The sequence below is a fragment of the Embleya scabrispora genome, assembly GCF_002024165.1.
Classification (GTDB): domain Bacteria; phylum Actinomycetota; class Actinomycetes; order Streptomycetales; family Streptomycetaceae; genus Embleya; species Embleya scabrispora_A.
Genome location: NZ_MWQN01000001.1, coordinates 5,099,629 through 5,125,296 on the forward strand (window position 1 = coordinate 5,099,629; position 25,668 = coordinate 5,125,296).

20 protein-coding genes are annotated in these 25,668 nt (G+C 70.7%); 17 read left to right on the forward strand and 3 right to left on the reverse strand.

All coding sequences use genetic code 11. The annotated features are described in order from the left end of the window. Nucleotides 1-122: 122 nt before the first annotated feature. Together B4N89_RS49910 and B4N89_RS22620 are read left to right on the forward strand one after the other, a co-directional pair. Nucleotides 123-260 (forward strand): hypothetical protein, encoded by a 138-nt coding sequence (locus B4N89_RS49910; protein ID WP_161500787.1) that lies wholly within the window; start codon nucleotides 123-125, stop codon nucleotides 258-260. A gap of 51 nt (nucleotides 261-311) precedes the next feature. Next, nucleotides 312-1,307 carry a DUF3068 domain-containing protein gene (locus B4N89_RS22620; protein ID WP_078977651.1) on the forward strand — a complete coding sequence of 332 codons (996 nt, stop codon included), beginning with the start codon at nucleotides 312-314 and terminating at the stop codon, nucleotides 1,305-1,307. A 156-nt stretch (nucleotides 1,308-1,463) separates the two neighbouring features. Here B4N89_RS22620 and B4N89_RS22625 read toward each other — a convergent pair whose 3' ends face one another. Then, nucleotides 1,464-2,333, reverse strand: a complete 870-nt coding sequence (locus B4N89_RS22625; RefSeq protein ID WP_078977652.1) for a class I SAM-dependent methyltransferase — start codon at nucleotides 2,331-2,333, stop codon at nucleotides 1,464-1,466. Nucleotides 2,334-2,634: 301 nt separating this feature from the next. On the opposite strand from B4N89_RS22625, the gene rpsA reads away from it, so the two are divergent. The 14 genes from rpsA to B4N89_RS22695 all read left to right on the forward strand — a co-directional run bounded on the left by rpsA (nucleotide 2,635) and on the right by B4N89_RS22695 (nucleotide 20,928). Then, nucleotides 2,635-4,122 (forward strand): 30S ribosomal protein S1, encoded by a 1,488-nt coding sequence (rpsA, locus tag B4N89_RS22630; protein WP_078977653.1) that lies wholly within the window; start codon nucleotides 2,635-2,637, stop codon nucleotides 4,120-4,122. Nucleotides 4,123-4,301: 179 nt separating this feature from the next. Then, nucleotides 4,302-5,567: an MFS transporter gene (locus B4N89_RS22635; protein WP_078977654.1), complete on the forward strand. Its 1,266-nt coding sequence runs from the start codon at nucleotides 4,302-4,304 to the stop codon at nucleotides 5,565-5,567. After that, on the forward strand, nucleotides 5,557-6,618 hold the full coding sequence (locus B4N89_RS22640) for a hypothetical protein (RefSeq protein ID WP_078977655.1): 1,062 nt from the start codon (nucleotides 5,557-5,559) through the stop codon (nucleotides 6,616-6,618). The genes B4N89_RS22635 and B4N89_RS22640 overlap by 11 nt, the downstream gene beginning before the upstream one ends. Before the next feature lie 354 nt (nucleotides 6,619-6,972). After that, a complete protein-coding gene (locus tag B4N89_RS22645) occupies nucleotides 6,973-7,536 on the forward strand; it encodes a phosphatase PAP2 family protein (protein ID WP_078977656.1) in 564 nt (187 codons plus the stop codon). 4 nt (nucleotides 7,537-7,540) lie between these two features. Then, nucleotides 7,541-8,539, forward strand: coding sequence for a decaprenyl-phosphate phosphoribosyltransferase (locus B4N89_RS22650; RefSeq protein ID WP_201260883.1), 999 nt, complete (start codon nucleotides 7,541-7,543; stop codon nucleotides 8,537-8,539). After that, the gene (locus B4N89_RS22655) at nucleotides 8,532-9,917 is read left to right on the forward strand and encodes an FAD-binding oxidoreductase (RefSeq protein WP_078977657.1); all 1,386 of its coding nucleotides are present in this window, start codon (nucleotides 8,532-8,534) and stop codon (nucleotides 9,915-9,917) included. The genes B4N89_RS22650 and B4N89_RS22655 overlap by 8 nt, the downstream gene beginning before the upstream one ends. 60 nt (nucleotides 9,918-9,977) lie before the next feature. After that, nucleotides 9,978-10,733 (forward strand): decaprenylphospho-beta-D-erythro-pentofuranosid-2-ulose 2-reductase, encoded by a 756-nt coding sequence (locus B4N89_RS22660; protein WP_078977658.1) that lies wholly within the window; start codon nucleotides 9,978-9,980, stop codon nucleotides 10,731-10,733. Nucleotides 10,734-10,875: 142 nt separating this feature from the next. Then, nucleotides 10,876-11,475 (forward strand): dephospho-CoA kinase, encoded by a 600-nt coding sequence (gene coaE, locus B4N89_RS22665; protein WP_078977659.1) that lies wholly within the window; start codon nucleotides 10,876-10,878, stop codon nucleotides 11,473-11,475. Nucleotides 11,476-11,630: 155 nt separating this feature from the next. Then, nucleotides 11,631-13,712, forward strand: a complete 2,082-nt coding sequence (gene uvrB, locus B4N89_RS22670; protein WP_078979547.1) for an excinuclease ABC subunit UvrB — start codon at nucleotides 11,631-11,633, stop codon at nucleotides 13,710-13,712. A 218-nt stretch (nucleotides 13,713-13,930) separates the two neighbouring features. Next, the gene (locus tag B4N89_RS22675; protein ID WP_078977660.1) at nucleotides 13,931-14,503 is read left to right on the forward strand and encodes a TerD family protein; all 573 of its coding nucleotides are present in this window, start codon (nucleotides 13,931-13,933) and stop codon (nucleotides 14,501-14,503) included. Nucleotides 14,504-14,607: 104 nt separating this feature from the next. Next, the gene (locus tag B4N89_RS22680; protein ID WP_078977661.1) at nucleotides 14,608-16,356 is read left to right on the forward strand and encodes a TerD family protein; all 1,749 of its coding nucleotides are present in this window, start codon (nucleotides 14,608-14,610) and stop codon (nucleotides 16,354-16,356) included. Nucleotides 16,357-18,274: 1,918 nt separating this feature from the next. Then, a complete protein-coding gene (locus B4N89_RS22685) occupies nucleotides 18,275-18,931 on the forward strand; it encodes a 3'-5' exonuclease (protein ID WP_078977662.1) in 657 nt (218 codons plus the stop codon). Between the two features lie 166 nt (nucleotides 18,932-19,097). Next, nucleotides 19,098-20,087 carry a TerC/Alx family metal homeostasis membrane protein gene (locus B4N89_RS22690; RefSeq protein ID WP_201260884.1) on the forward strand — a complete coding sequence of 330 codons (990 nt, stop codon included), beginning with the start codon at nucleotides 19,098-19,100 and terminating at the stop codon, nucleotides 20,085-20,087. A 286-nt stretch (nucleotides 20,088-20,373) separates the two neighbouring features. Next, nucleotides 20,374-20,928, forward strand: a complete 555-nt coding sequence (locus tag B4N89_RS22695) for a CGNR zinc finger domain-containing protein (protein WP_078977664.1) — start codon at nucleotides 20,374-20,376, stop codon at nucleotides 20,926-20,928. A gap of 25 nt (nucleotides 20,929-20,953) precedes the next feature. Here B4N89_RS22695 and B4N89_RS22700 read toward each other — a convergent pair whose 3' ends face one another. Both B4N89_RS22700 and B4N89_RS22705 read right to left on the reverse strand, forming a co-directional pair. After that, nucleotides 20,954-21,610, reverse strand: coding sequence for an MBL fold metallo-hydrolase (locus B4N89_RS22700; protein WP_078979548.1), 657 nt, complete (start codon nucleotides 21,608-21,610; stop codon nucleotides 20,954-20,956). Nucleotides 21,611-21,654: 44 nt separating this feature from the next. Continuing rightward, complete coding sequence (locus B4N89_RS22705; RefSeq protein WP_078977665.1) at nucleotides 21,655-22,389, reverse strand: maleylpyruvate isomerase family mycothiol-dependent enzyme; 735 nt, start codon at nucleotides 22,387-22,389, stop codon at nucleotides 21,655-21,657. A 415-nt stretch (nucleotides 22,390-22,804) separates the two neighbouring features. Here B4N89_RS22705 and uvrA point away from each other — a divergent pair, with 415 nt between their 5' ends. Further along, nucleotides 22,805-25,651, forward strand: a complete 2,847-nt coding sequence (gene uvrA / locus B4N89_RS22710) for an excinuclease ABC subunit UvrA (RefSeq protein ID WP_078977666.1) — start codon at nucleotides 22,805-22,807, stop codon at nucleotides 25,649-25,651. Nucleotides 25,652-25,668 lie beyond the last annotated feature (17 nt).

Genomic DNA, 25,668 nt, shown 5'->3' on the forward strand with positions numbered 1-25,668 from the left:
GCCCGAACCCGAGCAGAATCCGATCCGCAAAAAACGGGAACCTGTTCTCGTTTCTTGCTACCGTGCCCCATCGCCGACCGTCGCGGCGTCGGCCGGGGCAGCAGGAAAGGTGGGACCGCCGAATGCGTTCCTTCGCAGCGGTCGTGGCCGGGGCGTTCCTCGCGGTCGGGGCCGCGTTCGTGCTGAACGCGTGCGCCGCCGCGGACCCCGGCCCCGTGCACAAGCCGCTCCAGGTCACGAGCCCGCCCGCGCGCCCCTGAACACGCCGGCGCGAATCCGTACCCGGTTCCATCGTCAAGGGGTCCACCTCGATGCGTCGTAAGTCCGGTCTGATCCTCCTGGTCGCGGCCGTGTTCTGCGTGGCCCTGGCGCCGCTGTTGCGCGAGTTCGTCCTCCCGAGACTGGTGGCCAAGGCGCTCGCGGGCGAGGACGCCTACCGGGTGGTGGTCCTGGACGCGACGAACGCCACGCTCCTGGGCGCGCCCGAGGGCCCGGGCAAAGCCAAGGTCACCGCGATCCAAACGATCCGGCCCAATGCCAAGGACAGCCACGGCTCGACCGTGGTGTGGGACCTGAACCTGGCCGTGGTGGACGGCACCGGCAAGGTGGTCACCCAACTGCCCGAGCGCTACGCGTTCGACGCGGCCGGCCAGATCCCGAAGAACTGCTGCGGCGAATCCGTCGACGGCGCCCCGGCCGCGCACACCGGCCTCGCCTACAAGTGGCCGTTCTTCACCGGCAAGCGCGACTACAACTACTACGACTCGCAGGCGCACAGCGCGAACGTGATCTCGTACAAGGGCACCGCCCGGCGCGACGGCCTGCGGACGTACCGCTTCGAGCAGGTCGTGCCGTGGATGAAGATCCCGATGCCCAGGCAACTCCCGGGCGGCCTGGACCCGGTCGCGGTGGAGAAGGAGGGCATGCAGCTCTGGTACACCGCGACGCGGAAGATGTGGGTCGAGCCGGTCACCGGGATCCCGGTGTACATCGAGGAGACCCGCACCGAGGAGTTGCGCACGTCCCCGCCGGCCGACGACCCCAACGCCAAGCCGGCGGTCACCAAGGTCTTCGACGGCACCTTCAAGCTCCGCCCGGAGTGGTCGGCCGCGCTCGTCGCGGACGCGAAGGACTGGAGCGGGAAGTTGCGCCTGCTGCACGACACGGTGCCGTTGGCGTTGATCGTGGTGGGCGTGCTGTTCTTCCTGACGGCCGTGGCGTTGCAGTTCGTGGCGGACCGCAGGGCGGCTCGGCCGCGACCGCCGGTCGGGGAGGGGGCGGCGCCGTCCTTGGCCGAGGTGCCGTAGCGCGCTTTGCGCGCGAGGTTGGTGTGGGAGGCCGCGCTTCGCGCGGATTGGTGTGCCCGCCCGCTCCGCCTGTTGCGTTCGGTGTGGATCCTGCGGGTTCAAGGCTTCGGGGGCGGCCTGGCACGGCCCCTCGGCCGTCCGTCGGGGTCGGCTTGTTCAGTCCTTGGCGCAGACGAAGATCGCCGTGCCCGGGAGCAGGCGGCCGCGCAGGGGGCTCCAGCCGCCCCAGGTCGACTCCAGGTCGTCGGGCCACTCCGGTTCGACGATGTCCAGGAGGCGGAAGCCGGCGCCGACCACCTCGCGCACCCGCTCACCGAGCGTGCGGTGTTGTTCGACGTAGGTGGCGCGGCCGGTGTGGTCCTGCTCGACGTAGGGGGTCGTGTCGAAGTACGAGGCGACCGCGGTCAGCCCCTCCGGCCCCGGCTCGTCCGGGAACGCCCAGCGGATCGGGTGGGTGATCGAGAAGACCCACCGCCCGCCCGGACGCAGCACCCGGAACACCTCGCGCATGATCCCCGCCCCGTCGGGGCTGAACGGCAGCGCGCCGTACGCGGAGAACGCCAGGTCGAAGCTCGCGTCGGCGAACGGCAGCCGGCCCGCGTCGGCCTGCACCACCGGCACCCGGGTGCCGTGCTCGGCGTCCAGTCGGCGCGAGTGCTGGAGCTGGCGCAGCGACAGGTCGAGCGCGATCGGGAACGCGCCGCGCGCGAGCAGCCGCCGCGAACACTGCGCCGCGCCCGCGCCCACTTCGAGAACGGTGCGCCCCTCGACCGGGCCGAGCAGCTTCACCCGGTCCTCGTCCAGCCCCTCCGGGCACCACGTGAAACGCGCGTCGCCGAGGAAGTCGCCGTGCTCGACCTGGTACTCGTCGGCGTTCGCGTCCCACCACCGGCGGCCCGCGCGCACACTCTCGACGAGGCCGACCCGGCGGCGTACCGCGTCGTCGTCGACGCCGTCCGCGTCCTCGGGGTCGACGTAGCGTGCGACCAGTGACGCGTGGGGGTCGTGGGACGTGGGCCGGTTCACTTGGCTCCCAGGGTGCGGTGAAGCCGCGGTATCGCTGCGGGCGGGCACGGACGCGCGTAGGGTACTCCCTTCGGGACGTCCGGGTTGATCGCATGCATCCCGTGCGCGTTGACCGCACCCGGTCGGCCCCGTATGCTGCAAGTTGCGCCGCGGGCCTGCGTGAACTCAGACGGAGCAGGTCGCGCTCACCTTTGTCGATCCCACGCCATCCTCTTGCATGGACTGCGGTCGTCGGGGGCGAAACCGGGTCCACAAGCGTGTTTGAAAACGACTTCTGTCCGTACCCGGAGCCCTTACCCACATGACGAGCAGCACCGAGGCCACGCCCAGCACCACCCCGCAGGTGGCGGTCAACGACATCGGCTCCGAGGAAGACTTCCTCGCAGCGATCGATGAGACGATCAAGTACTTCAACGACGGCGACATCGTGGATGGCGTGATCGTCAAGGTCGACCGGGACGAGGTCCTGCTCGACATCGGTTACAAGACCGAAGGCGTCATCCCGTCCCGCGAGCTTTCCATCAAGCACGACGTGGACCCCCACGAGGTCGTCACTGTCGGTGACCACATCGAGGCCTTGGTTCTCCAGAAGGAGGACAAGGAAGGCCGCCTGATCCTCTCGAAGAAGCGGGCGCAGTACGAGCGCGCCTGGGGCACGATCGAGAAGATCAAGGAAGAGGACGGCATCGTCACCGGTACCGTCATCGAGGTCGTCAAGGGTGGTCTCATCCTGGACATCGGCCTCCGCGGCTTCCTCCCGGCCTCGCTGGTCGAGATGCGTCGTGTGCGGGACCTCCAGCCGTACGTGGGCAAGGAGCTCGAAGCCAAGATCATCGAGCTGGACAAGAACCGCAACAACGTGGTCCTGTCCCGCCGTGCCTGGCTCGAGCAGACCCAGTCCGAGGTGCGCCAGACGTTCCTCACGACCCTGCAGAAGGGTCAGGTCCGCACGGGCGTCGTCTCCTCGATCGTCAACTTCGGTGCGTTCGTGGACCTCGGCGGCGTCGACGGCCTGGTGCACGTCTCCGAGCTGTCCTGGAAGCACATCGACCACCCGTCCGAGGTTGTCGAGGTCGGCCAGGAAGTCACCGTCGAGGTCCTCGACGTCGACATGGACCGCGAGCGTGTCTCCCTGTCGCTGAAGGCGACCCAGGAAGACCCGTGGCAGCAGTTCGCCCGGACCCACCAGATCGGCCAGGTCGTTCCCGGCAAGGTCACCAAGCTCGTTCCGTTCGGGGCGTTCGTCCGCGTGGACGAGGGCATCGAGGGTCTGGTGCACATCTCCGAGCTGGCCGAGCGCCACGTGGAGATCCCGGAGCAGGTCGTCCAGGTCGGCGACGAGATCTTCGTCAAGGTCATCGACATCGACCTCGAGCGTCGCCGCATCAGCCTCTCGCTGAAGCAGGCCAACGAGGCGTTCGGCGCGGACCCGGCCACGGCCGAGTTCGACCCGACCCTCTACGGCATGGCCGCGACCTACGACGACGCGGGCAACTACATCTACCCGGACGGCTTCGACCCCGAGACCAACGACTGGCTCGAGGGCTTCGACAAGCAGCGCGAGGAGTGGGAGAAGCAGTACGCCGACGCCCAGGCGCGCTTCGAGTCGCACCAGCAGCAGGTCGTCAAGGCCCGCGAGGCCGAGGCGGAGGCCGTGGCCGGCGAGGCCGCGGGCGCGTACTCCTCGGGCGGTGACGACGAGGTCGAGGCCGACACCACCGGCGGCGCCCTCGCGTCGGACGAGGCGCTGGCCGCGCTGCGCGAGAAGCTGGCCGGCGGCCAGAGCTGAGCTCGGGCGGACGACGCCTCGAGGTGAACCTCGGGTAGTCGGATGTATCGCGAGGCCCCATCTCCCTTCGGGGAGGTGGGGCCTTTCGATGTCCCGGGCGCGAGGGCGTTTTCCGGTGCGGCGGCGCGAACGGCACTAGGGTCGGGATCGGTCACACGGCAGCCGGGGGAGGGTGCGGCGTGTACGTCTCGTCCACACGTGCGGATGCGCCGCTCGCGCGGCCCGGATCGGGGCGCGGTGTGGGAGTCACCGGCAATGTGATCGCCCTGGGCATGGTCAGTCTGGTCACCGACATCTCCTCCGAGATGGTCACCGCCGTGATGCCGCTCTACCTGGTCACGGGCCTGGGCCTGACGATGCTTCAGTTCGGCTTCCTGGACGGCCTGTACTCCGGTGTCACGGTCTTCCTGCGGCTGGTCGGCGGCCACCTCGCGGATCGGTTCGCCGCCCGCAAGCCGGTCGCGGTGGTCGGCTACGGGATGTCCGCCGTGGCCAAGCTCGGCCTGCCGCTGGTCGGCGCCTCGGTGCCGGGGATCGGCGCGGTGCTCGCCGCCGACCGGGCGGGCAAGGGGCTGCGTACGGCGCCGCGCGACGCGCTGATCTCGCTGTCCGGCACGCCCGAGGCGCAGGGGCGCGCGTTCGGCGTGCATCGTGCGCTCGACACCGTCGGGGCGTTCACCGGGCCGCTGGTGGCGTTCACCATCCTGGCCGCGGTGGGCACCGCCTACGACGCGGTGTTCGTGGTGAGCTTCTGCGTCGGCATGGTGGCGGTGGCGATGCTCGTGCTGTTCGTGCGCGACCACCGGGATCCCCAGGAGCACCGGCCCGGATGGCGCGATGGGGCAAGGCTGTTGCGGGATCGGCCCTATCGCCGGTTGTGCGTGGTGGCGGCGGTGCTCGGTCTGGTCACGGTCAGCGACGCGTTCGTGTATCTGCTGCTCCAGCACCGGCTGGAGATCCGCCCGCACTGGTTCCCGCTGTTGCCGCTGGGCACCGCCGGGGTCTACCTCGTGCTGGCGCTGCCGCTGGGGCGGCTGGCCGACCGGATCGGGCGGCGCCGGGTGTTCCTGGCCGGGCACGGCGCGCTGCTGGCGGCGTATCTGTTCCTGGGCGGTCCGCTCGGCGGAGTGCCGCTGCTGCTCACGGTGCTCGCCCTGCACGGGGTGTTCTACGCGGCCACCGACGGCGTGTTGTCGGCCGCGGTGGGCGCGCGGTTGCCGGCGGCGGGTCGGGCGGGCGGGATGGCGGTGGTGCAGACCGGGCAGGCGGTGGGCCGGTTCGCCTCCTCGATGGTCTTCGGCGCGTTGTGGACCGCGTGGGGGCCGGCCACGGCGATCCGGGTGCTCGCGGTCGCCCTCGCGGTGGCCCTGTTCGGCTCCACCCTCGCGCTGGCGGGACGCCGGGTGCGGGCGACGCGACCCACGGAGGTCCACGATGTCCGTTGACATCGACGCCGACGCGCCGGTGCGGCCGGTGGTCACCCGGCGGCGCGTCCTGGTGTTCGCGCTGGTCCTGGTGCTGCTCGCGGGCGTCGCGATCGGCTACACGGTGTACGCGGTGCGGCGCGAGGACGACCGGCTCTACGGCGGCGCCGGCACCGCGCCGGGCGGGCCGCCGCTGAGTCTGGTCGGCGCGCCGCGGCTGCTGTTTCGCAGCACCGAGTCGGGCCCGGGGTACGGCCGGCTGGCCACCGTCGCGGCGGCCGACCCTGGCGGGCCGCGCACGGTGGGCGAGCGCTCCTGCGACCGGGTCTACGCGGCCGGCGGCACCGCGGTGTGCCTGGCCACCGAGGGCGGCCTGACCAGGACCCCCGTGGCGCTGGTCCTGGACGCGAACCTGCGCCAGGTGCGCCGGATCGAGTTGGCCGGCACACCCAACCGGGCCCGGGTCTCCGCGTCGGGGCGGATGGCGTCGTGGACCGTGTTCGTCTACGGCGACTCGTACGCGTCCATGACCTTCTCCACCCGGACCTCGATCCTGGACACCCGTACGGGGGAGCTGACCGCGAACCTGGAGGACTTCACCACCACCCGGGACGGCAAGGAACTCAAGTCGCCGGACCGCAACTTCTGGGGCGTCACCTTCACCGCCGACGACAACACCTTCTACGCCACCTTGTCGACCAACACCACCGGCCGCACCTACCTGGTCCGCGGGGACCTCGCGGCGCGCACCATGACCGTGCTGCGGGAGAACGTCGAATGCCCGTCGTTGTCCCCGGACGGGACCCGGCTGGTGTTCAAGAAGAAGGTCTCGCAGAGCACCCGCAACCCATGGCGCCTGCACGTGCTCGACCTCGCCACGATGCGCGAGACGCCGCTCGCGGAGACCCACAGCGTGGACGACCAGGCGATCTGGATCGACGACCACACGGTGGGGTACGCGCTGCCCACCGGCTCCGGCGCGGCCGGCGACGTGTGGTCGGTGCCGGCCGACGGCGGCGGCGCGCCGGCCCGGCTCGTGGTCGGCGGATTCTCCCCGGCGCCGCTGCGCTGACCACGCGCAAGGACGCGCTTGCGCATCGGACAGGCCTCGCGCAGGCTGCGGGTCTGCCACAGTTCCGTCACGAAATGCCCCGCGCGGCCCGGCGATATTCCCCGTTCGGCAGCGTGTGACCTGGAACGAAGCCGCAGGACGGGTGCCCGATCGGTGGCGGAGCCTTCGGGGCGATACCGGGCCGACTCGGCGAAGAGCGCCCGCGAGGTTCGCGTACCCTGACTCATTGGTGCCATGCGCCGGGCTCATATGGAAGTGGCCCGTGTGGCGGTCGGGACGACCGCCGGAGCACGTAGGCCCCCGGACTTCGGGGCAGGGCGCCCACTCGACGTGCAGTAGGAATTGGGGATATCGATGGCCTTTGGTGGAGCGTTCGCCACCGGGCAGGTAGTCAAGACCGTCGGCGCGTCCGACGTCGCCCTGTACCGCGGGGTGCGCGGGCGCACCGGGCACCCGGTCGTCCAGCGCACGAGCAAGGCGCTGTCCTTCGCCGGGGAGCACGCGGGTGTCTGGCTCGCCGCGGGTCTGGTCGGCGCCGCGGTGGACCGCGACCGTCGGCCCGAGTGGCTGCGCGCCACCGCGACCGTCGCCGGGGCGCACGTGGCCAGCATGGTGATCAAGCGCGTCGTGCGCCGCCCCCGACCGGCCATAGCGGGTCTGGAGCCGACCGTGCGCACCGCGGGCCGACACAGCTTCCCCTCCTCGCACTCCGTCTCCTCCGCTGCCGCGGCCGTGGCGTTCCACGGTCTGCTGCCCACGGCCGTCACCGGCACGGCAGCCGCCGCGACGTGTTTCTCGCGGCTCGTCGTGGGCGTCCACTATCCGTCCGACGTGGCCGCCGGCGCGACCATGGGTCTCGCCGCGGGTGGCTTGGGTCGAGCGTGGGTCCGCCGCGCAGAGCGTCCGAAGGGGTTCTGAAGTCTTGAGTACATCCGAAGTCGAAGCGTCGCTCGAGCCGGACGAGGCCCTGGTCGTACCGGGCCAGGCCGTCGGGGCGGCGACCGCCGTGGCCCCGACCCCGGTGGAGGCGCCCGCGCCGCCGCGTGGGGGACTGGCCGGCGGCCTGCTGAAGCTGGCCCGACCCAAGCAGTGGGTCAAGAACGTGCTCGTGTTCGCCGCGCCGCTGGCGGCCGGGCGACTGGACGAGGGCTACGTCCTGGGCCACAGCGCGATCATGTTCGTGTTGTTCTGCCTCGCCGCCTCGGCGATCTACTACATCAACGACGCGTTCGACGTCGAGGCCGACCGCGAGCACCCCACCAAGCGCAACCGCCCGATCGCCTCCGGCGTGGTGCCGGTCAAGCTCGCCTGGACGCTCGGCCCGATCCTGGGCATCGCCGCGGTGGTGCTCGGGGTGCTGCTGTGCAACCCGGGGACCGCGCTGGTCCTGGGCCTGTACGTGGTGCTCAACGTCGCGTACTGCTTCTCCTTCAAGCACGTGGTCGTGCTCGACCTGGCCATGGTCGCCTCCGGGTTCCTCTTCCGGGCGATGGCCGGCGGCACCGCGTCCGAACTGCCGCTGTCGCGCTGGTTCCTGCTCACCGCGGGCTTCGGCTCGTTGTTCATGGTCGCGGGCAAGCGCTACTCGGAGATGGTGCTGATGGGCGAGGAGGCGGCCAAGACGCGCGCCTCGCTGGCCAACTACTCGATCACCTACCTGCGCTTCGTGTGGCAGATGGCGGTGTCGGTGACGCTGCTCACCTACTCGCTGTGGGCGTTCCAGATCCCCGAGGGCGATTCCACCCTGGCCTGGCACCAGTTGTCGCTGGTCCCGTTCGGCTTCGCCTTCCTGCGCTACGCCGTGTACGTGGACGCCGGAACCGCGGGGTCCCCCGAGGACGTTCTCCTCAAGGACAAGGTCCTCGTCGGCCTTGGCTTCGCCTGGCTTCTCACCTTTGTTCTGGGAGTGTTCCATGTCTGACGGCCCGTCGGCCGACGTACGACCCGCCGCTCGACGGGTCCGGCTGAACGGATGGGGACGCACCGCCCCCACCTTCGCCGACGTCGTGCGGCCCACCACCCGCGAGCAGGTCGCGACCGCCCTGGGGCGGCGCACCTCGCGCGGGGTGATCGCCCGCGGCCTGGGCCGCTCCTACGGCGACCCCGCGCAGAACGGCGGCGGCACCGTCCTGGACATGACCGGCCTGGACCGGATCCTCGCGGTGGACCTGGAACGCGGTCTGGTCACCTGCGAGGCCGGGGTCAGCCTGGACCGGTTGATCGAACTGTTCGTCCCGTTCGGCTTCTTCGTCCCGGTCACCCCCGGCACCCGGCAGGTGACCGTCGGCGGCGCGATCGGCGCCGACGTGCACGGCAAGAACCACCACGCCGACGGCAGCTTCTGCAACCACGTGCTGTCCATCGACCTGCTCCTGGCCGACGGCACCGAGCGCACCGTCACCCCCGACAACGACCCGGAGCTGTTCTGGGCCACCGCCGGCGGCATGGGCCTGACCGGCCTGGTGTTGTCCGCGACCATCCGCATGACGCCCATCGAGACCTCGCTCGCGTCGGTGGACACCGACCGCACGCGCAACCTCGACGAGGCCATGGCGCTGATGGCCGAGACGGACGAGAAGTACACGTACACCGTCGCCTGGCTCGACTGCCTGGCCAAGGGCGCCAACCTGGGCCGCTGCGTGCTCACCTGCGGCGAGTTCGCCGCGCTCGACGACCTGCCCGCCAAGCAGCGCCGGGACCCGCTGCGCTTTCGCACCGGCTCGCTGCTGACCGTGCCGGACCTGGTGCCGGGCCGGCTGCCGAACAAGCTCACCATGGGGCTGTTCAACGAGCTGTGGTACCGCAAGGCGCCCAAGCACAAGGTCGGCCAACTCCAGTCGATCACCGCGTTCTTCCACCCGCTCGACCTGGTCCAGGAGTGGAACCGCGTCTACGGGCGCACCGGCTTCCTCCAGTACCAGTTCGTGGTGCCGTTCGGCCGTGAGGACGGGCTGGTCAAGGCGGTCGAGACGATCAGCCGGCACGGCGCGCCCTCCTCGCTCACCGTGCTCAAGCGCTTCGGTCCGGGCAACGCGGGCTTCCTGTCCTTCCCCAAGCCGGGCTGGACGCTGACCCTCGACTTCCCGACCAACACCCCCGGTCTGGCCCGGCTGCTGCGCGAGCTCGACGAGATCGTGCTGGGCAACGAGGGCCGCTTCTACCTCGCCAAGGACTCGCGGATGGACCCGGCCGACCTGGCCCGGATGTACCCGCGGCTGGAGCAGTTCCGCGAGGTGCGCGCCAAGGTCGACCCGGACGGCGTCTTCGTCTCCGACCAGGCGCGCCGGCTCGGACTTTGAGCCGACCCTCCTTCGTCTTCCTCCGTCTGTTGTGAACCACGCTTTTGTGAAGGACGCACCGTGAAAGACGCCTTGGGCGCACCGCAGTCCCTGCTCGTTCTCGGCGGTACCTCCGAGATCGCGCTGACCACGGCCCGCGCGATGGTCGCCGAGCGCGTGCGGCGGGTCGTGCTCGCCGGGCGCCCCTCCGCCGGGCTCGAGGCGGCCGCCGACGACCTGCGCGGTCGCGGCGCCACGGTCGAGGTGGTCGCGTTCGACGCGGCCGAGCCCGACGACCACGAGAAGACCATCGACGAGGTCTTCGCGGCGGGCGACATCGACGTCGTGCTGCTCGCCTTCGGCGTGCTCGGCGACCAGGACGCCGACGCGAAGGACCCGGCCGCCGCCGCGCGCGTCGCGCAGGTCAACTACGTGGGCGGCGTCTCCGCCGGGCTCGCGGCGGCGAACGCGCTGTCCCGGCAGGGGCACGGGGCGCTCGCGGTGATCTCGTCGGTGGCCGGCGAGCGGGCCCGCAAGTCGAACTTCATCTACGGCTCGACCAAGGCCGGCCTGGACGCGTTCGCGCAGGGCCTGGGCGACAAGCTGCACGGCACGGGCGTGCACGTGATGGTGGTCCGGCCCGGATTCGTCCGGACCAAGATGACCGAGGGCCTGCCGGACGTGCCGCTGGCCACCACGCCGGAGGTCGTCGCCGAGGCGATCGTCAAGGGCCTGCGGCGCAAGTCGCCGGTGGTGTGGGTGCCCGGTCAGTTCCGCTTCGTGATGTCGGCGCTGCGCCACGTGCCGCGCCCGATCTTCCGCAAGCTCAACATCTGACGTCCCGTGCCGTGCGAAAGCCCGCCCCGATGGTTCGGGGCGGGCTTTCGCGTGTCCGGGCCGGGGCCTTCCGGGCGGGCGCCGTCCGGCCGCTACGGTGGCCCGGTCGTGGTTGACCCGGGTACGGACGAGGGGCGCGGGCATGGGCAGCAGGGGAAACGTCGGCCTGACCGGTGGGATCGGGGCGGGCAAGAGCGAGGTGGCGCGGCTGCTCGCGGAGCTGGGTGCGGTGGTGATCGACTCGGACCGGATCGCGCGCGAGGTGGTCGCGCCCGGGACGCCCGGCCTGGCGGCGGTGGTCGCCGAATTCGGCGAGTCGGTGCTGCTGCCCGACGGCTCGCTCGATCGACCGGGGCTGGGCCGGATCGTCTTCGGCGCGCCGGAGCGGCTGGCCGCGCTGAACGCGATCGTGCACCCCCTGGTCGGGGCGCGCGCGGCGGAGCTGACGGCCGCCGCCGGGGAGGACGCGGTGCTGGTCAACGACGTGCCGCTGCTCGTGGAGAACGACCTGGCCGGGAGGTACGACCTGGTGGTGGTCGTGGACGCGGCCCCCGAGACGCAGCTGGACCGGCTGGTGCGGCTGCGGGGCATGCCGGAGGCCGACGCGCGGGCCCGGATGGCCGCGCAGGCGTCGCGGGAGCGGCGGCTGGCGGTCGCGGACGTGGTGATCGACAACGACGGGCCGTTGGCGGCGCTGGAGCCGCAGGTGCACTCGTTGTGGGAGCGGTTGACGGGCGCCTGAGCCTTGGTCGCGGGTGCGGCCTGGGTCGGTGGGGTCCACCCGCCCGCTCCACCCGTTGCGTTTGATGGGGATGCTCGGGTTTTTTGATTCCGCGCGGGCCGATCACGCCCCCGGGCATCCGTCGTTTGTCGGACCGGGGACGTAACGTGTATCGGGTGCGACCCATCACCGATCTCGAACGCAAAGTGGCGCCCTTCGAGGTCGTCAGTCCCTTTCAGCCGTCCGGCGACCAGCCGCAGGCGATCGATCTGCTCGAGGAGCGGATCAAGGCCGGCGACCGCAACGTGGTGCTGCTCGGTGCCACCGGCACGGGGAAGTCGGCGACGACCGCGTGGATGATCGAGCGGCTGCAGCGACCGACGCTCGTCATGGCGCCCAACAAGACCCTCGCCGCGCAGCTCGCCAACGAATTCCGCGAGCTGCTGCCCAACAACGCCGTCGAATACTTCGTCTCGTACTACGACTACTACCAGCCCGAGGCGTACGTCCCGACCACCGACACCTACATCGAGAAGGACTCCTCGATCAACGAGGAGGTCGAGCGGCTGCGGCACTCGACCACCAACTCGCTGCTGACCCGCCGTGACGTGGTCGTGGTCGCCTCGGTGTCCTGCATCTACGGCCTGGGCACCCCGCAGGAATACGTGGACCGCATGGTCCGGCTGCGGGTCGGCGAGGAGATCGAGCGGGACGAGTTGCTGCGCCGTTTCGTGGGCAACCAGTACACCCGCAACGACGTCGCGTTCACGCGCGGCACCTTCCGGGTGCGCGGTGACACGATCGAGATCTTCCCGGTCTACGAAGAGCTGGCCGTGCGGATCGAGATGTTCGGCGACGAGATCGAGTCGCTGATGACGCTGCACCCGCTCACCGGCGAGGTGGTCAGCGAGGACGACGAGCTCTACGTCTTCCCCGCCACGCACTACGTGGCCGGCCCCGAGCGCATGGAGCGCGCGGTCGTGGGGATCGAGCGCGAGCTGGAGGAGTCGCTGGCCCTGCTGGAGAAGCAGGGCAAGGTGCTGGAGGCGCAGCGGCTGCGCATGCGCACCACCTACGACATCGAGATGCTCCGCCAGATCGGCACCTGCTCCGGCGTGGAGAACTACTCGCGGCACATGGACGGCCGCGAGGCCGGCAGCGCGCCGAACACGCTCCTCGACTACTTCCCCGAGGACTTCGTCCTGGTGCTGGACGAGTCGCACGTGACCGTGCCGCAGATCGGCGCGATGTACGAGGGCGACGCGTCGCGCAAGCGCACGCTGGTCGAGCACGGCTTCCGGCTGCCGTCCGCGATGGACAACCGCCCGCTGAAGTGGGAGGAGTTCCTGGAGCGGGTCGGCCAGACGGTGTACCTGTCGGCGACGCCCGGCAAGTACGAGCTGGCCAAGGCCGACAAGGTGGTCGAGCAGATCATCCGGCCGACCGGCCTGGTCGACCCCGAGGTGGTGGTCAAGCCGACCGAGGGCCAGATCGACGACCTGCTGCACGAGATCAGGATCCGGGCCGAGAAGGACGAGCGGGTGCTGGTCACCACGCTCACCAAGAAGATGTCCGAGGACCTGACCGACTACTTCCTGGAGCAGGGTGTGCGGGTGCGCTACCTGCACAGCGACATCGACACGCTGCGCCGGGTGGAGCTGCTGCGCGAGCTGCGGCTGGGCGAGTTCGACGTGCTGGTCGGCATCAACCTGCTCCGCGAGGGCCTGGACCTGCCCGAGGTCTCGCTCGTGTCCATCCTGGACGCGGACAAGGAGGGCTTCCTGCGCTCGGGCACCTCGCTGATCCAGACCATCGGCCGCGCCGCGCGCAACGTGTCCGGCCAGGTGCACATGTACGCGGACCGGATCACCCCGTCGATGGAGAAGGCGATCGACGAGACGAATCGCCGGCGCGAGAAGCAGGTCGCGTACAACGCCGAGCGCGGCATCGACCCGCAACCGCTGCGCAAGAAGATCGTGGACATCCTCGACTCGATCTCGCGCGAGGACGCGGACACCGCCGACCTGCTGTCCGGCGGGGGCCGGGGCCGGCAGAAGGCGCCGGTGCCGGCGCTCGGGCGCAAGGGCGGGGCGGGCGACATGCCCGCGACCGACCTGGCCGACATGATCCGGGTGATGACGGACCAGATGCACGCCGCCGCCTCCGAACTGCAATTCGAGCTGGCCGCGCGGTTGCGCGACGAGGTCGGGGAGCTGAAGAAGGAGCTGCGCGGGATGAAGGCCGCGGGCATCGCGTAGCAGGATGGCGGGACGGCTCGCCGGATCCGAGGGAACGGCCTGCCGAGTCCGTACGTCATGACCGGTAGGTTCGTGACCCTGAATGTGTCCGAGGGGGCTCGCCGGGACACCGGCGACCCCCGAGGACTACTCTGCGGCCAGTACGGGCCCGCCTGCCTCGTTCCGGGGCGGGGCCCACGAGCCGCGTGACCGAAAATCTGTGAGGGGAGACGTCGCCAGTGGCCGTCAACATGTCCAAGGGCCAGAGGATTTCACTCGACAAGCCGGGTGGTGGCGAGCTGACCATGGTCCGGATGGGCCTGGGCTGGGACGCCATCAAGCGCCGCGGCCTGTTCGGCAGCCGGGAGAAGGAGGTCGACCTCGACGCGTCGTGCGTGCTCTTCGCGGAGAACCAGCCGGTCGACGTCTGCTACTTCGGCCAGCTCACCAGCAAGGACGGGTCCGTGCGCCACACCGGCGACAACCTGACCGGGCACGGTGACGGCGACGACGAGTCGATCCTGGTGGACCTGGGTCGCGTGCCGGTGCACGTGGACCAGATCATCTTCACGGTCAGCTCCTTCCAGGGGCAGACCTTCCAGGAGATCGAGAACGCGTTCTGCCGGATCGTGGACGAGACCACGAACACCGAGCTGGCCCGCTACACGCTTTCGGGCGGTGGCAACTACACCGGCCAGATCATGGCCAAGCTGTACCGGCACGGCACCGGCTGGAAGATGGCCGCGATCGGCGAGCCCGCCCACGGGCAGACCCTGCGCGACCTCCTGCCGGCTCTGATGGCGCACCTGTAGGACGCACAACCACACATGGCGAGCGGGCCGGGACGGGCGGACGACGCCTCCCGGCCCGCTCGCGCGGGGTCCGTCCCGGCGGGGCGGGGAGGGGACGAACGCACGTGAGCACCGAACTGGTACGGGGTCAGAATCTGGCACTGCCCGACACCCGGGTGGAGGTCGAGGTCGCGGCGCAGTGTCCGGTCGAGCTGGTGGTGGCCCTGGTGGGGGCCGACGATCGGGTCCGCGGCGACGACGACGTGGTCCAGCGCGGCGGTGGCGACACCGCCGGGGTGACGATCCGTCAGGCCGGTGCGACCTTCGAGTTGGACAAACTGCCCGCCGAGGTCGAGCGGGTGCTGGTCGGCGCGTCGCTGGAGGGCGGCGGTGTGGACCGCTTCGGCGTGGTCGCGGCGCCCGTGGTCACCGTGCGCGCCGCGGGCGAGGACCTGGCCTCCTTCCGGATCACCGACCTCGGCAACGAGCGGGCACTGCACACCGTCGAGCTGTACCGGCGCCAGGGGGCGTGGAAGGTGCGCGCGGTCGGGCAGGGCTACGAGGCGGGCCTGGAGGCGCTGCTCAAGGACGTCGGGGTGCAGAACCGGGCCCGGGTCGTGGACCGCGCGCGGACCGCGCTCGGTGGGCCGGCCGCCGCGCCGTTCAGCGCAGCGAACGCGCCCACGGAGCCGCGCGAGCCGGGCACCGTGCCGCGCGTGGACCCGAACGGCGGGATGGCCTGGGCCGCGCCGCCGCCGGATGTCGAGCAGGAGGCGAACCGGCGGGCCGCGCGGCGCGAGGTGGAGAAGCTGTACGAGCAGGTCTGGGGCGTGTTCGAGGACGCGGCGCGGTCGGCGGCGGCCTATCGCTCGGCGATCGAGTACGCCGACGGCCGGTTGGACAAGGAGCTGGAGGGGGTCCTCAACGACCCCGCCGCGCGCTTTTCGCCCGCCGGGTTGGCCGCCCAGGACACCGCGCGGGATCGGCATCGGGCGCTGGCCGAGCAGGCCAAGGCGGTGCTGGATCGCGACACCGCGCAACTGGTCGGCGAGGTCGAGCAGTTGGAGCCGAACCTGCCGCCGGTGATGGCGCGTTGGGACAGCACTTCGTGGGCCGGGTGGCAGGCGCCGGAGGACGGGGCGCCGGCGATTCGGCTCGGCGACCTGTATCTGCCGGAGCGGCCCGAGTTGCGGGTGCCGATGGTGTTGCGGCTGCCGATGGACCGCGGGTTGTGGGTGGACACCGGCGCCACCGGTCTGGAGGGCGAGCGGGGCGACGGCACGGAGCGTGCCAACGAGTTGGCGGTGTCGTTGACCGCGCGGATGTTCGCGGCCTTCCCGGTGGGCGAGTTCAAGGTGCACGTGATCGACCCGGCGGGCAAGGGCACGGCGGCGGCGCCGTTGCAGCCGCTGGCGGCCTCACGGCTGCTGGTGGGGCCGGTGGCCACCGATGCGGCCGACGTCTCGGCGCTGCTGGGTCGGATCATGGACCGCATCGAGCTGGTGCGGATGGCGGTGGCCAACGACGCGGTGGACTCGTTGCCGGACGGGCTGGATCTGGCGCGGCAGTTGCTGCTCGTGCACGATTTCCCGTTCGGGTTCGACGATCGCAGCGCGGCGCAGTTGCGGCACATCGTCGAGGAGGGGCCTCGGGTCGGGGTGCACGTGATCGTGGTCGGGTCGCGGGCGGACGCGGAGTCGTTCGGGCCGCTGCTGGAGCCGTTGTGGCGGTCGTTGTTGCGGCTGACGGCGATTCCGGAGGACCACATCATGGATCCGTGGATCGGCCTGCCGTGGGTGTACACCCCCGACCTGCCCTCCGGCGGCGCCGAGGCCACGCGCCAACTCCTGTCCTGGGTGGCAGGCGGCCACTAGGCCCGCCGGCCGGGCTCGGGAGCCTCCGGGCGCCGGGACGCGGTGTCCTCAAACGCCGGACGGCTGGGCGGATTTGGTGCCGGTGAGCGCCGGCGGCTGCGGTTTGCCGGTGGCCTCGTCGGGGTTGTCCTCAAACGCCGGACGGGCTGGGCGATTCGGGTGCCGCGAGTGCCGGGGGCTGCGGTTTGCCGGTGGCCTCCGGCCGGGTGTCCTCAAGCGCCGGACGGGCTGATTGTTGCGTGCCCCGAGTGCTGTGGCTGCGGTTTTGGTGGTGGCGAGTGCCGGGGGCCGCGGTTCACCGGTGGCCTCCGGCCGGGTGTCCTCAAGCGCCGGACGGGCTGATTGTTGAGTGCCCCGAGTGCTGTGGCTGCGGTTTTGGTGGTGGCGTTCGCTCGGGTTGTCTTCCGGTGCCGGATGGGCTGGGTGGTGCGTGCGCCCCGAGCGCCGCAACCTGGGGTAGGCCGTTCGGCCTCCGGCCCGGGCGTCCTCAAGCGCCGGACCGGCTGGGTGGTTTCGGTGCCGCGAGTGCCGGGGGCTGCGGTTTGCCGGTGGCCACCGGCCGGGTGTCCTCAAGCGCCGGACGGGCTGATTGTTGAGTGCCCCGAGTGCTGTGGCTGCGGTTTTGGTGGTGGCGTTCGCTCGGGTTGTCTTCCGGCGCCGGATGGGCTGGGTGGTGCGCGCGCCCCGAGCGCCGGGGGCTGTGGTTGGTGGTGGTCTCCGGCCGGGTGTCGTCAAGCGCCGGATGGGCTGGGTGGTTTTGGTGCCGCGAGTGCTGGCGGCTGCGGCTTGATCGTGGCCTCGGCCGGGTGTTCTCAAGCGCTGGACGGGGTGGGCGATTTGGGTTTGACGCGAGTGCCGGGGCTGTGGCTTGGCGGTGGCCTTCGGGCGGGTGTTCTCAAGCGCCGGATCGGCTGGTGGTTCGGGTGTGGGACCGGATCCTGGCAGGTGGCCGGCGGGCTTGAGGCTCGGTGAGCTGCGGTTTCGTGGGGTCGGGGTGGAAAGTCGCGCGTCGGGTGCCGGTTTGTGTTTTCCGGCCTCGTGAAGGCCGGTTGGGAGATGGGCACCGCCCGATCAGAGCCGGCTTCGGGCGCTGCGACCGCACAGACGCCGGTTGAGAGGGCCGAAGGTGCCGGCAGGAGCCGAAACCGGATGCCGAGGCGACCCGAAACCGCCTCCGTGCGCCCGACCTGTGGTTTTGTCTTTAGGCCGAGGTGACAGCACCCCGCGCGGTCCGGGTTGGTGAACCTTCGTCACCCACACAGCCCATCGCACCGCTGCCGGCCGGACTTCGCCGTCGCGGCGCCCCGAACGTCGGCAGCGGTCTGCCAACGACTCGGACCGGCCTCGGCATCAGTCATCCGCAACCAGAAGAGCAACGCACGCCGAAGCTACGCGGCTCAACGGGGAATTCCCCGGCGGACCCGACCCAACCGACTCTCTTCCCGCCGCTGCCGGCCGGTTTTCGCTGACCAACACACCCGTCGCGGCGGGAGCTTCGAGTCGCGGAGTTCCGGACGTCGGCAGTGGTCCACCACCGACTCCGACAAGCCCCGCATCGGCGACCCCCCCGCAACCAAGCGCGGGCTTCGGTGGGCCGGCGGCTGGGTGGTGCCTGGATTGCCCGGCCTGGTCACGGGGTTGGGGGCGGCCCCGGGTGGGTTGGCCGGCTGTGGCTTTCGGTGGTCGAAGGATCTGCGTTGTCCTGGTCATTTGGTGCGTGGGGTGTTCGGTTGGAGGTTGTTGCTCCGGGGCGGGCGGCGGGGGTTCTGGGGTTTTTGGCCTCTGTTCGATTCGTCTGGGGTGGATCGGTCGTCGGTTTGGGGAGTTGGGGGGAAAGGGGCGGGGAAGGGGGTTCCGGGGTCGTAGACTCTCGGGCCGTCGGTCGTGATCGAGGCGGCCTGGGGGAAGGGACGACGCCTTGTTCGCCTACGCCGATCCGGTGCGGATGCTCGGGGTGGCCGCCGAGGTCGCGCGGACCGAGTTCGCGGTTGTCGATCTGGAGACGACGGGCTTCTCGCCCGCGCGCGGGGACCGGATCGTGGAGATCGGCGTGGTGCGGATGCGCGGCACCGGCGAGGTGTTGCGGGAGTGGACCACGCTGCTCGATCCGGGGCGGTCGGTGGGCGCGAGCCACGTGCACCGGATCACCGCCGCCGACGTCGTGGGCGCGCCCCGTTTCGGGCAGATCGCCGGCGAGTTGGCCGGCCTGCTCGCGGGCGCGGTCGTCGTCGCCCACAACGCCTCCTTCGAGCAGCGGTTCCTGGAGGCCGAGTTCGTCGCCGCCGGCCTGGCTCCACCCACGCTGCCCGCGCTGTGCACGATGCGGCTGGCCAAGGCGTCCGGCCTGCCGCTGGCCGACCACAAGCTCGGCACCTGCTGCGCCCACTTCGGGCTGACCTTCCCCGACGCGCACGCGGCCCTGGCCGACGCCCGCGTCACCGCCCGTCTGCTGCCGCTGCTCCTCGCCGGCCTCGGCACCCGCAGCCTGGGCCTGCCGGTGCCGCCGGCCCGTGCCCCCGAGAGCCTGTCCGCGCCCGTGCTCAAGCCGCGCCGGGGGTTCGCGCCCGCCCGGTGACGGGTATCCGGGCAGCCCGACACAAGGGTCGCCAGGCACCTTGTCACCAGGGTTTGGCAAAGGATCGCTTGGTGTTTCCTTTACCTTCTGGCATCCTGGAGGCAATCGGAGGGGTACAGACCCCCCTCCGGCGATGACGCGACCCCCCACGTCTGCCGGAGGCGCAGTGGACGTTTCACCCGTTGCCTGGATCCTGACCATCGTCGTGCTGCTGGCCCTGGTGGCCGTCGATCTGTTCATCAACCGCAAACCCCACGAGGTGACCCTCAAGGAGGCGTCCCTGTGGGGCATCTTCTGGGTCGGCCTCGCCGTCCTGTTCGGCATCGGCCTGACGGTCTTCGCCGGCGCCGAGCCCGGTGGCGAGTTCTTCGCGGGCTTCATCACCGAGAAGTCGCTGAGCGTCGACAACCTGTTCGTGTTCGTGCTGATCATGGGCAAGTTCGCGGTGCCGCCGCAGTACCAGCAGCGGGTGCTGCTCGTGGGTGTGCTGCTCGCGCTCGTGTTGCGCGGCGCCTTCATCGCCGCCGGCGCCGCCGTGGTCGCCGCGTTCTCGTGGGTCTTCTTCATCTTCGGCGCGTTCCTGATCTGGACCGCGTGGAAGCTGATCAAGGAGGCGCAGTCGGACGAGGAGGAGGAGTTCGAGGAGAACGCCCTCCTGCGCAAGGTCGAGAAGGTACTGCCGACCACCGACGGCTACCGCGACATGAAGTTGGTGGTCCGCGAGAACGGCAAGCGGCTGGTCACGCCGATGCTGATCGTGATGATCGCCGTCGGCACCACCGACGTGCTGTTCGCGCTCGACTCGATCCCGGCGATCTTCGGCCTCACCAAGGAGCCGTACATCGTCTTCACGGCGAACGCGTTCGCCCTGATGGGGCTGCGCCAGCTCTACTTCCTGATCGGCGGACTGCTGAAGAAGCTGGTCTACCTGTCGTACGGCCTGTCGGTGATCCTGGGCTTCATCGGGGTCAAGCTGATCTTCGAGGCGCTGCACGGCGAGGGTGTGCACGTGCCGGAGATCGGCATCCCGCTCTCGCTCGGCGTGATCGTGGTGACCCTGGCGGTGACCACGGTGCTGAGCCTGCGCAAGACGAAGAAGGACGAGCGGGCGGCGGCCGAGGCGGGCGCGCGGGCGGACCGGGACGCGAGCGTCTGACCCGGAAGCGGTACGGCCGGCGGCCCCTGCGCGAGGAGGATCTCGTGCGGGGGCCGCCGTGTGTCCGGGTCCGGCCGCAGTCGTACGCCGACGCTGCCGCACAGGCAGCGGGTGTAGACGACTTCGCCCTGGGATGTGGGGTGCCGGGACAGTACGGTCATACGCGGATCCTCGATCCGCCCACAGGCGTCACACCGGGAAGACATCGGGTTGCCCCCATGTTGGCTAGGGTAATGGGTGTACTGGTGTAGCTCCTTACATAGTTCGCAGCCTAGGTAAGGGTTCAATGGAAGTCAACGGTTACCGCAGTGACGGGGTCGGCGCTGCCGTCGCGATGGTCAACGCGTGGACCGGCGAGGAGGGCGCGGCGCCGGGCGTGGAGTCCGCGCGCGATGTGCTGAGGCCGTTCTCGTACCTGGTCGCCGACCTGGACGAGAGCGCGCTCGAACCGTTGCTCGCCTGGGCGGAGGAGCTGCGCGCGTTCTTCGTGACCACCGATCTGGAGGCCGCCGTGGCGCACGTGAACGGCCTGCTGGAGCGGATCGAGTCGCGCCCCCGGCTGGTGGATCACGGGTATGGGCTGCACCTGCACCACGCGCCCTCGGGGGTGCCGTTCGTCCAGCGCATCCGGGTCGGCACCGCACTGGGGCTGGCCAACCTGGTGGCCGACTACGGACTGGGCCGCTCCGGAGTGTGCGCGGCGGCGGCCTGCGACCACGTGTTCGCGGACACCTCGCGCAACGGCCGCAAGCGCTACTGCTCGGACACCTGCGCAAATCGGGCGAACGTGGCGGCGCACCGGGCCAGGCGCCGGGCCGCCGAGGGCGCCGGACGGACCTGAACCGGCCCGGCGCCCCGCGGACGCGCTACCAGCGGCGGGCGCGCCATTCGGCGAGGTTGGGGCGCTCCGCGCCCAGCGTGGTGTCGTTGCCGTGGCCCGGGTAGACCCAGGTCTCGTCGGGGAGCACGTCGAACAACTTGTGCTCGACGTCGTCGATCAGGTGGTCGAAGGCGGCGGGATCGCCGAAGGTGTTGCCCACCCCGCCCGGGAACAGGCAGTCGCCGGTGAACAGGTGCGGGTGCCCCTTGGGGTCGTCGTACAGCAGGGCCACGCTGCCCTCGGTGTGCCCCACCAGGTGGATGGCCCGCAGCTCGATCGCCCCGAACGCGACCGTGTCGCCGTCGTCCAGGAGCACGTCGCTGGGCACCGGGATGGCCTCGGCGTCGGCGCGCCCCGCGAGGGTGGTGGCCCCGGTGTGCGCGGCCACCTCGGCCAGCGCCTGCCAGTGGTCCTGGTGCCGATGGGTGGTGACCACCTTGGCCAGGCCGCCGTCGCCCACGAGGGTGATCAGCGTACTCGCGTCGTTGGCCGCGTCGATCAGCAACTGCTCATCGGTGGCGCGACAGCGCAGCAGGTAGGCGTCGTTGTCGTAGGGCCCGACGGCCACCTTGGTGATCATCAGCTCGGCCAGCTCGCGCACGGCCGGGGCGCCGCCGACCTTCACGGATCCGTGATACGTCATGCGGGCCATCCTCTCCGGCCGCGCGCCCTCTCGGCTACCGGCGACTACATCCAGGCGGGCGGTGTCGGCAGGGGGCCGGCCGGCTCGACGCTCAACCCGTCGCCGTTGGCGCGGCCGATCAGCCAGGCGAGCAGCGACTGGCGGCGGCCCGAGACGACCGCGGCGGGGGCCACGCCCTCCGGACCGATCAGCAGCTCGCGGTGGGTGATGTCGTCGCGCAGCAGCAGCGGCGGGCAGTCCGGCCGGCCGCGGAAGGACGCCGCCACCTCGTTCAGCTCGCGGTCGGCGTACTCGGTCGGCCAGTGCGCCGGCGTCCAGCCCGCGTCCAGGTCGACGTGGTGGATGTACAGCTCGCGCAGCCGCTTGCCGGGCAGCGTCGTCGCGGCGATCTCGCCGGCGTTGCGCGCGGTCACCTTGGCGCCCCACGCGGTCGGCGTCATCGCCGTGAACGCCCGGTCGAACCGGCCCGCGGCGTCGTACAGGTCGGTGAGCTGCTCCTGCGGCGGCCGGCCGGCGCCCTCCTCGATGGCCCGGTCGCGGGCGTCGCCCGGCGGGTACATCGGCGTGGGTATCCCGGTGCGCGCCCAGTTCAGCAGGTTGGTCAGGGCGTCCGCGTTGCGGGCCAGATGGGTCAGCACATGGCCTCGGCTCCACCCGGGCAGCAGCGACGGGCCGGCCAGGTGCTCGGCCGACAGTCGTTCCGCGCTCGCCAGGACCTGAGCGGTCGCCTCGTTGATCTCCGCGAGCAGTGCGGCCGGCTCGAACCCGTCCGTGGTCACGTTTACCTCCCCCGGATCGCCCTCCGCCGCGCGTTCGCGGAACGAGACGGGTCCCGATGCGACGGAGGTCTGTGGTGTTGCAGCTTAGTGCGGCGCACAGGCCCGGGCGCCCGGGCGGGGGCTTCACACGATCGGGTGAAGAACGACCCGAAGAAGTTTTGTTCGAATGAATGTGCGATAGCCTGGCGTCTCAAAGGGGAACAAACACCTGCCCGCGGCTGCTTACGATGGCGCGAGGACGTAACGATCCGGGGCCGCAGAACGTCACCACCGGCGTGACCTCGACTGCGGCCGCCCCGGGTCCGCATCCTCGATCCGCACTGTCGACGCGTACTGATCAGCCTCTGATCAGCTTCCGATCAGCTCGACACCATTCAGCCGCAGCGGCATGTCGTCGAAGGGTTTCGATTCTCAAGTGGCCGACCGTCTCATCGTCCGTGGCGCGCGCGAGCACAACCTCAAGGACGTCTCCCTCGACCTTCCGCGCGACTCACTCATCGTCTTCACCGGCCTGTCCGGGTCCGGCAAGTCCTCCCTCGCGTTCGACACGATCTTCGCGGAGGGACAGCGCCGCTACGTCGAGTCGCTGTCGTCCTACGCGCGCCAGTTCCTCGGGCAGATGGACAAGCCCGACGTCGACTTCATCGAGGGCCTGTCGCCCGCGGTCTCGATCGACCAGAAGTCGACGAACCGCAACCCCCGCTCCACGGTCGGCACCATCACCGAGGTCTACGACTACCTGCGCCTGCTCTACGCCCGGATCGGCCACCCGCACTGTCCCGAGTGCTCCCGGCCGATCGCCCGGCAGAGCCCGCAGCAGGTGGTGGACCGGGTCCTGGAGCTGGAGGAGGGCACCCGCTTCCAGGTGCTCTCGCCGATCGTGCGCGAGCGCAAGGGCGAGTTCGTCGACCTGTTCGCCGAGCTCCAGTCCAAGGGGTACAGCCGGGCCCGGGTGGACGGCACCGTGATCCAGCTCACCGACCCGCCGAAGCTGAAGAAGCAGGAGAAGCACACGATCGAGGTGGTCATCGACCGCCTCACCGTGAAGTCCTCCGCCAAGCGCCGGTTGACCGACTCGGTGGAGACCGCGCTCGGGCTCGGCTCCGGCATGGTCATCCTGGACTTCGTCGACCTGCCCGAGGACGACGCGCACCGCGAGCGCATGTTCTCCGAGCACCTCTATTGCCCCTACGACGACCTGTCGTTCGAGGAGCTGGAACCGCGCTCGTTCTCGTTCAACTCGCCGTTCGGCGCCTGCCCCGACTGCACCGGCATCGGCACCCGCATGGAGGTCGACCCCGAGCTGGTGGTGCCCGACGGGCAGAAGTCGCTCGACGAGGGCGCGCTCGCGCCGTGGAACGTCGGACACGCGTCGGAATACTTCGGCCGGCTGGTCTCCTCGCTCGCCGAGGAGATGGGCTTCCGGACCGACATCCCCTGGGACGGGCTGCCGCAGCGGGCCAAGAAGGCGCTGCTCAACGGCCACAAGACGCAGATCCACGTCAAGTACCGCAACCGCTACGGGCGCGAGCGCTCCTACTACACCTCGTTCGAGGGCGCGCTGCCCTACATCGTGCGCCGGCACTCCGAGGCGGAGACCGACGTCAGTCGCGAGCGCTTCGAGGGCTTCATGCGCGAGGTGCCGTGTGCCACCTGCCACGGGGCCCGGCTCAAGCCGATCGTGCTCGCGGTGACCATCGCCGACAAGTCCATCGCCGACGTGGCGGGCATGTCGATCAGCGACTGCGCCGAGTTCCTGGGCCGGATCAAGCTCGTGGCGCGGGAGAAGAAGATCGCCGAGCGGGTGCTCAAGGAGGTCAACGAGCGGCTGCGCTTCCTGATCGACGTCGGCCTGGAATACCTCTCGCTGAGCCGCCCCGCGGCCACCCTGTCCGGCGGCGAGGCGCAGCGCATCCGGCTCGCCACCCAGATCGGCTCCGGTCTGGTCGGCGTGCTCTACGTGCTCGACGAGCCCTCCATCGGCTTGCACCAGCGCGACAACCACCGGCTGATCGAGACCCTGGTCCGGCTGCGCGACATGGGCAACACGCTGATCGTGGTCGAGCACGACGAGGACACCATCCGGGTCGCCGACTGGGTCGTCGACATCGGCCCCGGCGCCGGCGAGCACGGCGGCGAGGTGGTGCACTCGGGCACCTACAAGGACCTGCTCAAGAACAAGCGTTCGGCCACCGGCGACTACCTCTCCGGCCGCAGGTCGATCCCCACCCCGACCGAGCGCCGGGTGCCGGACAAGAAGCGCCGACTGGTGGTGCACGGCGCCCGGGAGAACAACCTGCGCGACGTCGCCGTGGGCTTCCCCCTCGGCGTGCTCACCGCGGTCACCGGCGTCTCCGGCTCGGGCAAGTCGACCCTGGTCAACGACATCCTGTACACGCACCTGGCGCGCGAGCTCAACGGCGCGCGCAGCGTGCCGGGCCGGCACACCCGGATCACCGGGACCGACCTGGTGGACAAGGTCGTGCACGTCGACCAGGGGCCGATCGGGCGCACCCCGCGCTCCAACCCGGCCACCTACACCGGCGTGTTCGACCACATGCGCAAGCTGTTCGCGGAGACCACCGAGGCCAAGGTGCGCGGCTACCTCCCGGGCCGGTTCTCGTTCAACGTCAAGGGTGGTCGCTGCGAGAACTGCGCGGGCGACGGCACGATCAAGATCGAGATGAACTTCCTCCCCGACGTATACGTGCCGTGCGAGGTCTGCCACGGCGCGCGCTACAACCGGGAGACCCTGGAGGTGCACTTCAAGGGCAAGAACATCTCCGAGGTGCTGGACATGCCGATCGAGGAGGCACTGGCCTTCTTCGAGGCGGTCCCCGCGATCGCCCGGCACCTGCGCACGCTCAACGACGTCGGCCTCGGCTACGTGCGCCTGGGCCAGCCCGCCACCACGCTCTCCGGCGGCGAGGCACAGCGGGTCAAGCTGGCCTCCGAACTGCAGCGCCGCTCCAGCGGCAAGACGGTCTACGTCCTCGACGAGCCGACCACCGGTCTGCACTTCGAGGACATCAGCCGGCTGCTCGGCGTGCTGACCAGCCTGGTCGACAAGGGCAACACGGTGATCGTGATCGAGCACAACCTCGACGTGATCAAGACCGCCGACTGGGTCGTCGACCTCGGCCCCGAGGGCGGCAGCGGCGGCGGGCTGGTCATCGCCGAGGGCACCCCCGAGGAGGTCGCCGAGGTGGCGGGCAGCCACACCGGCAAGTTCCTCCAGGACGTGCTGCACGACCGACGCTGACGCGAGTGCCGCAGCGG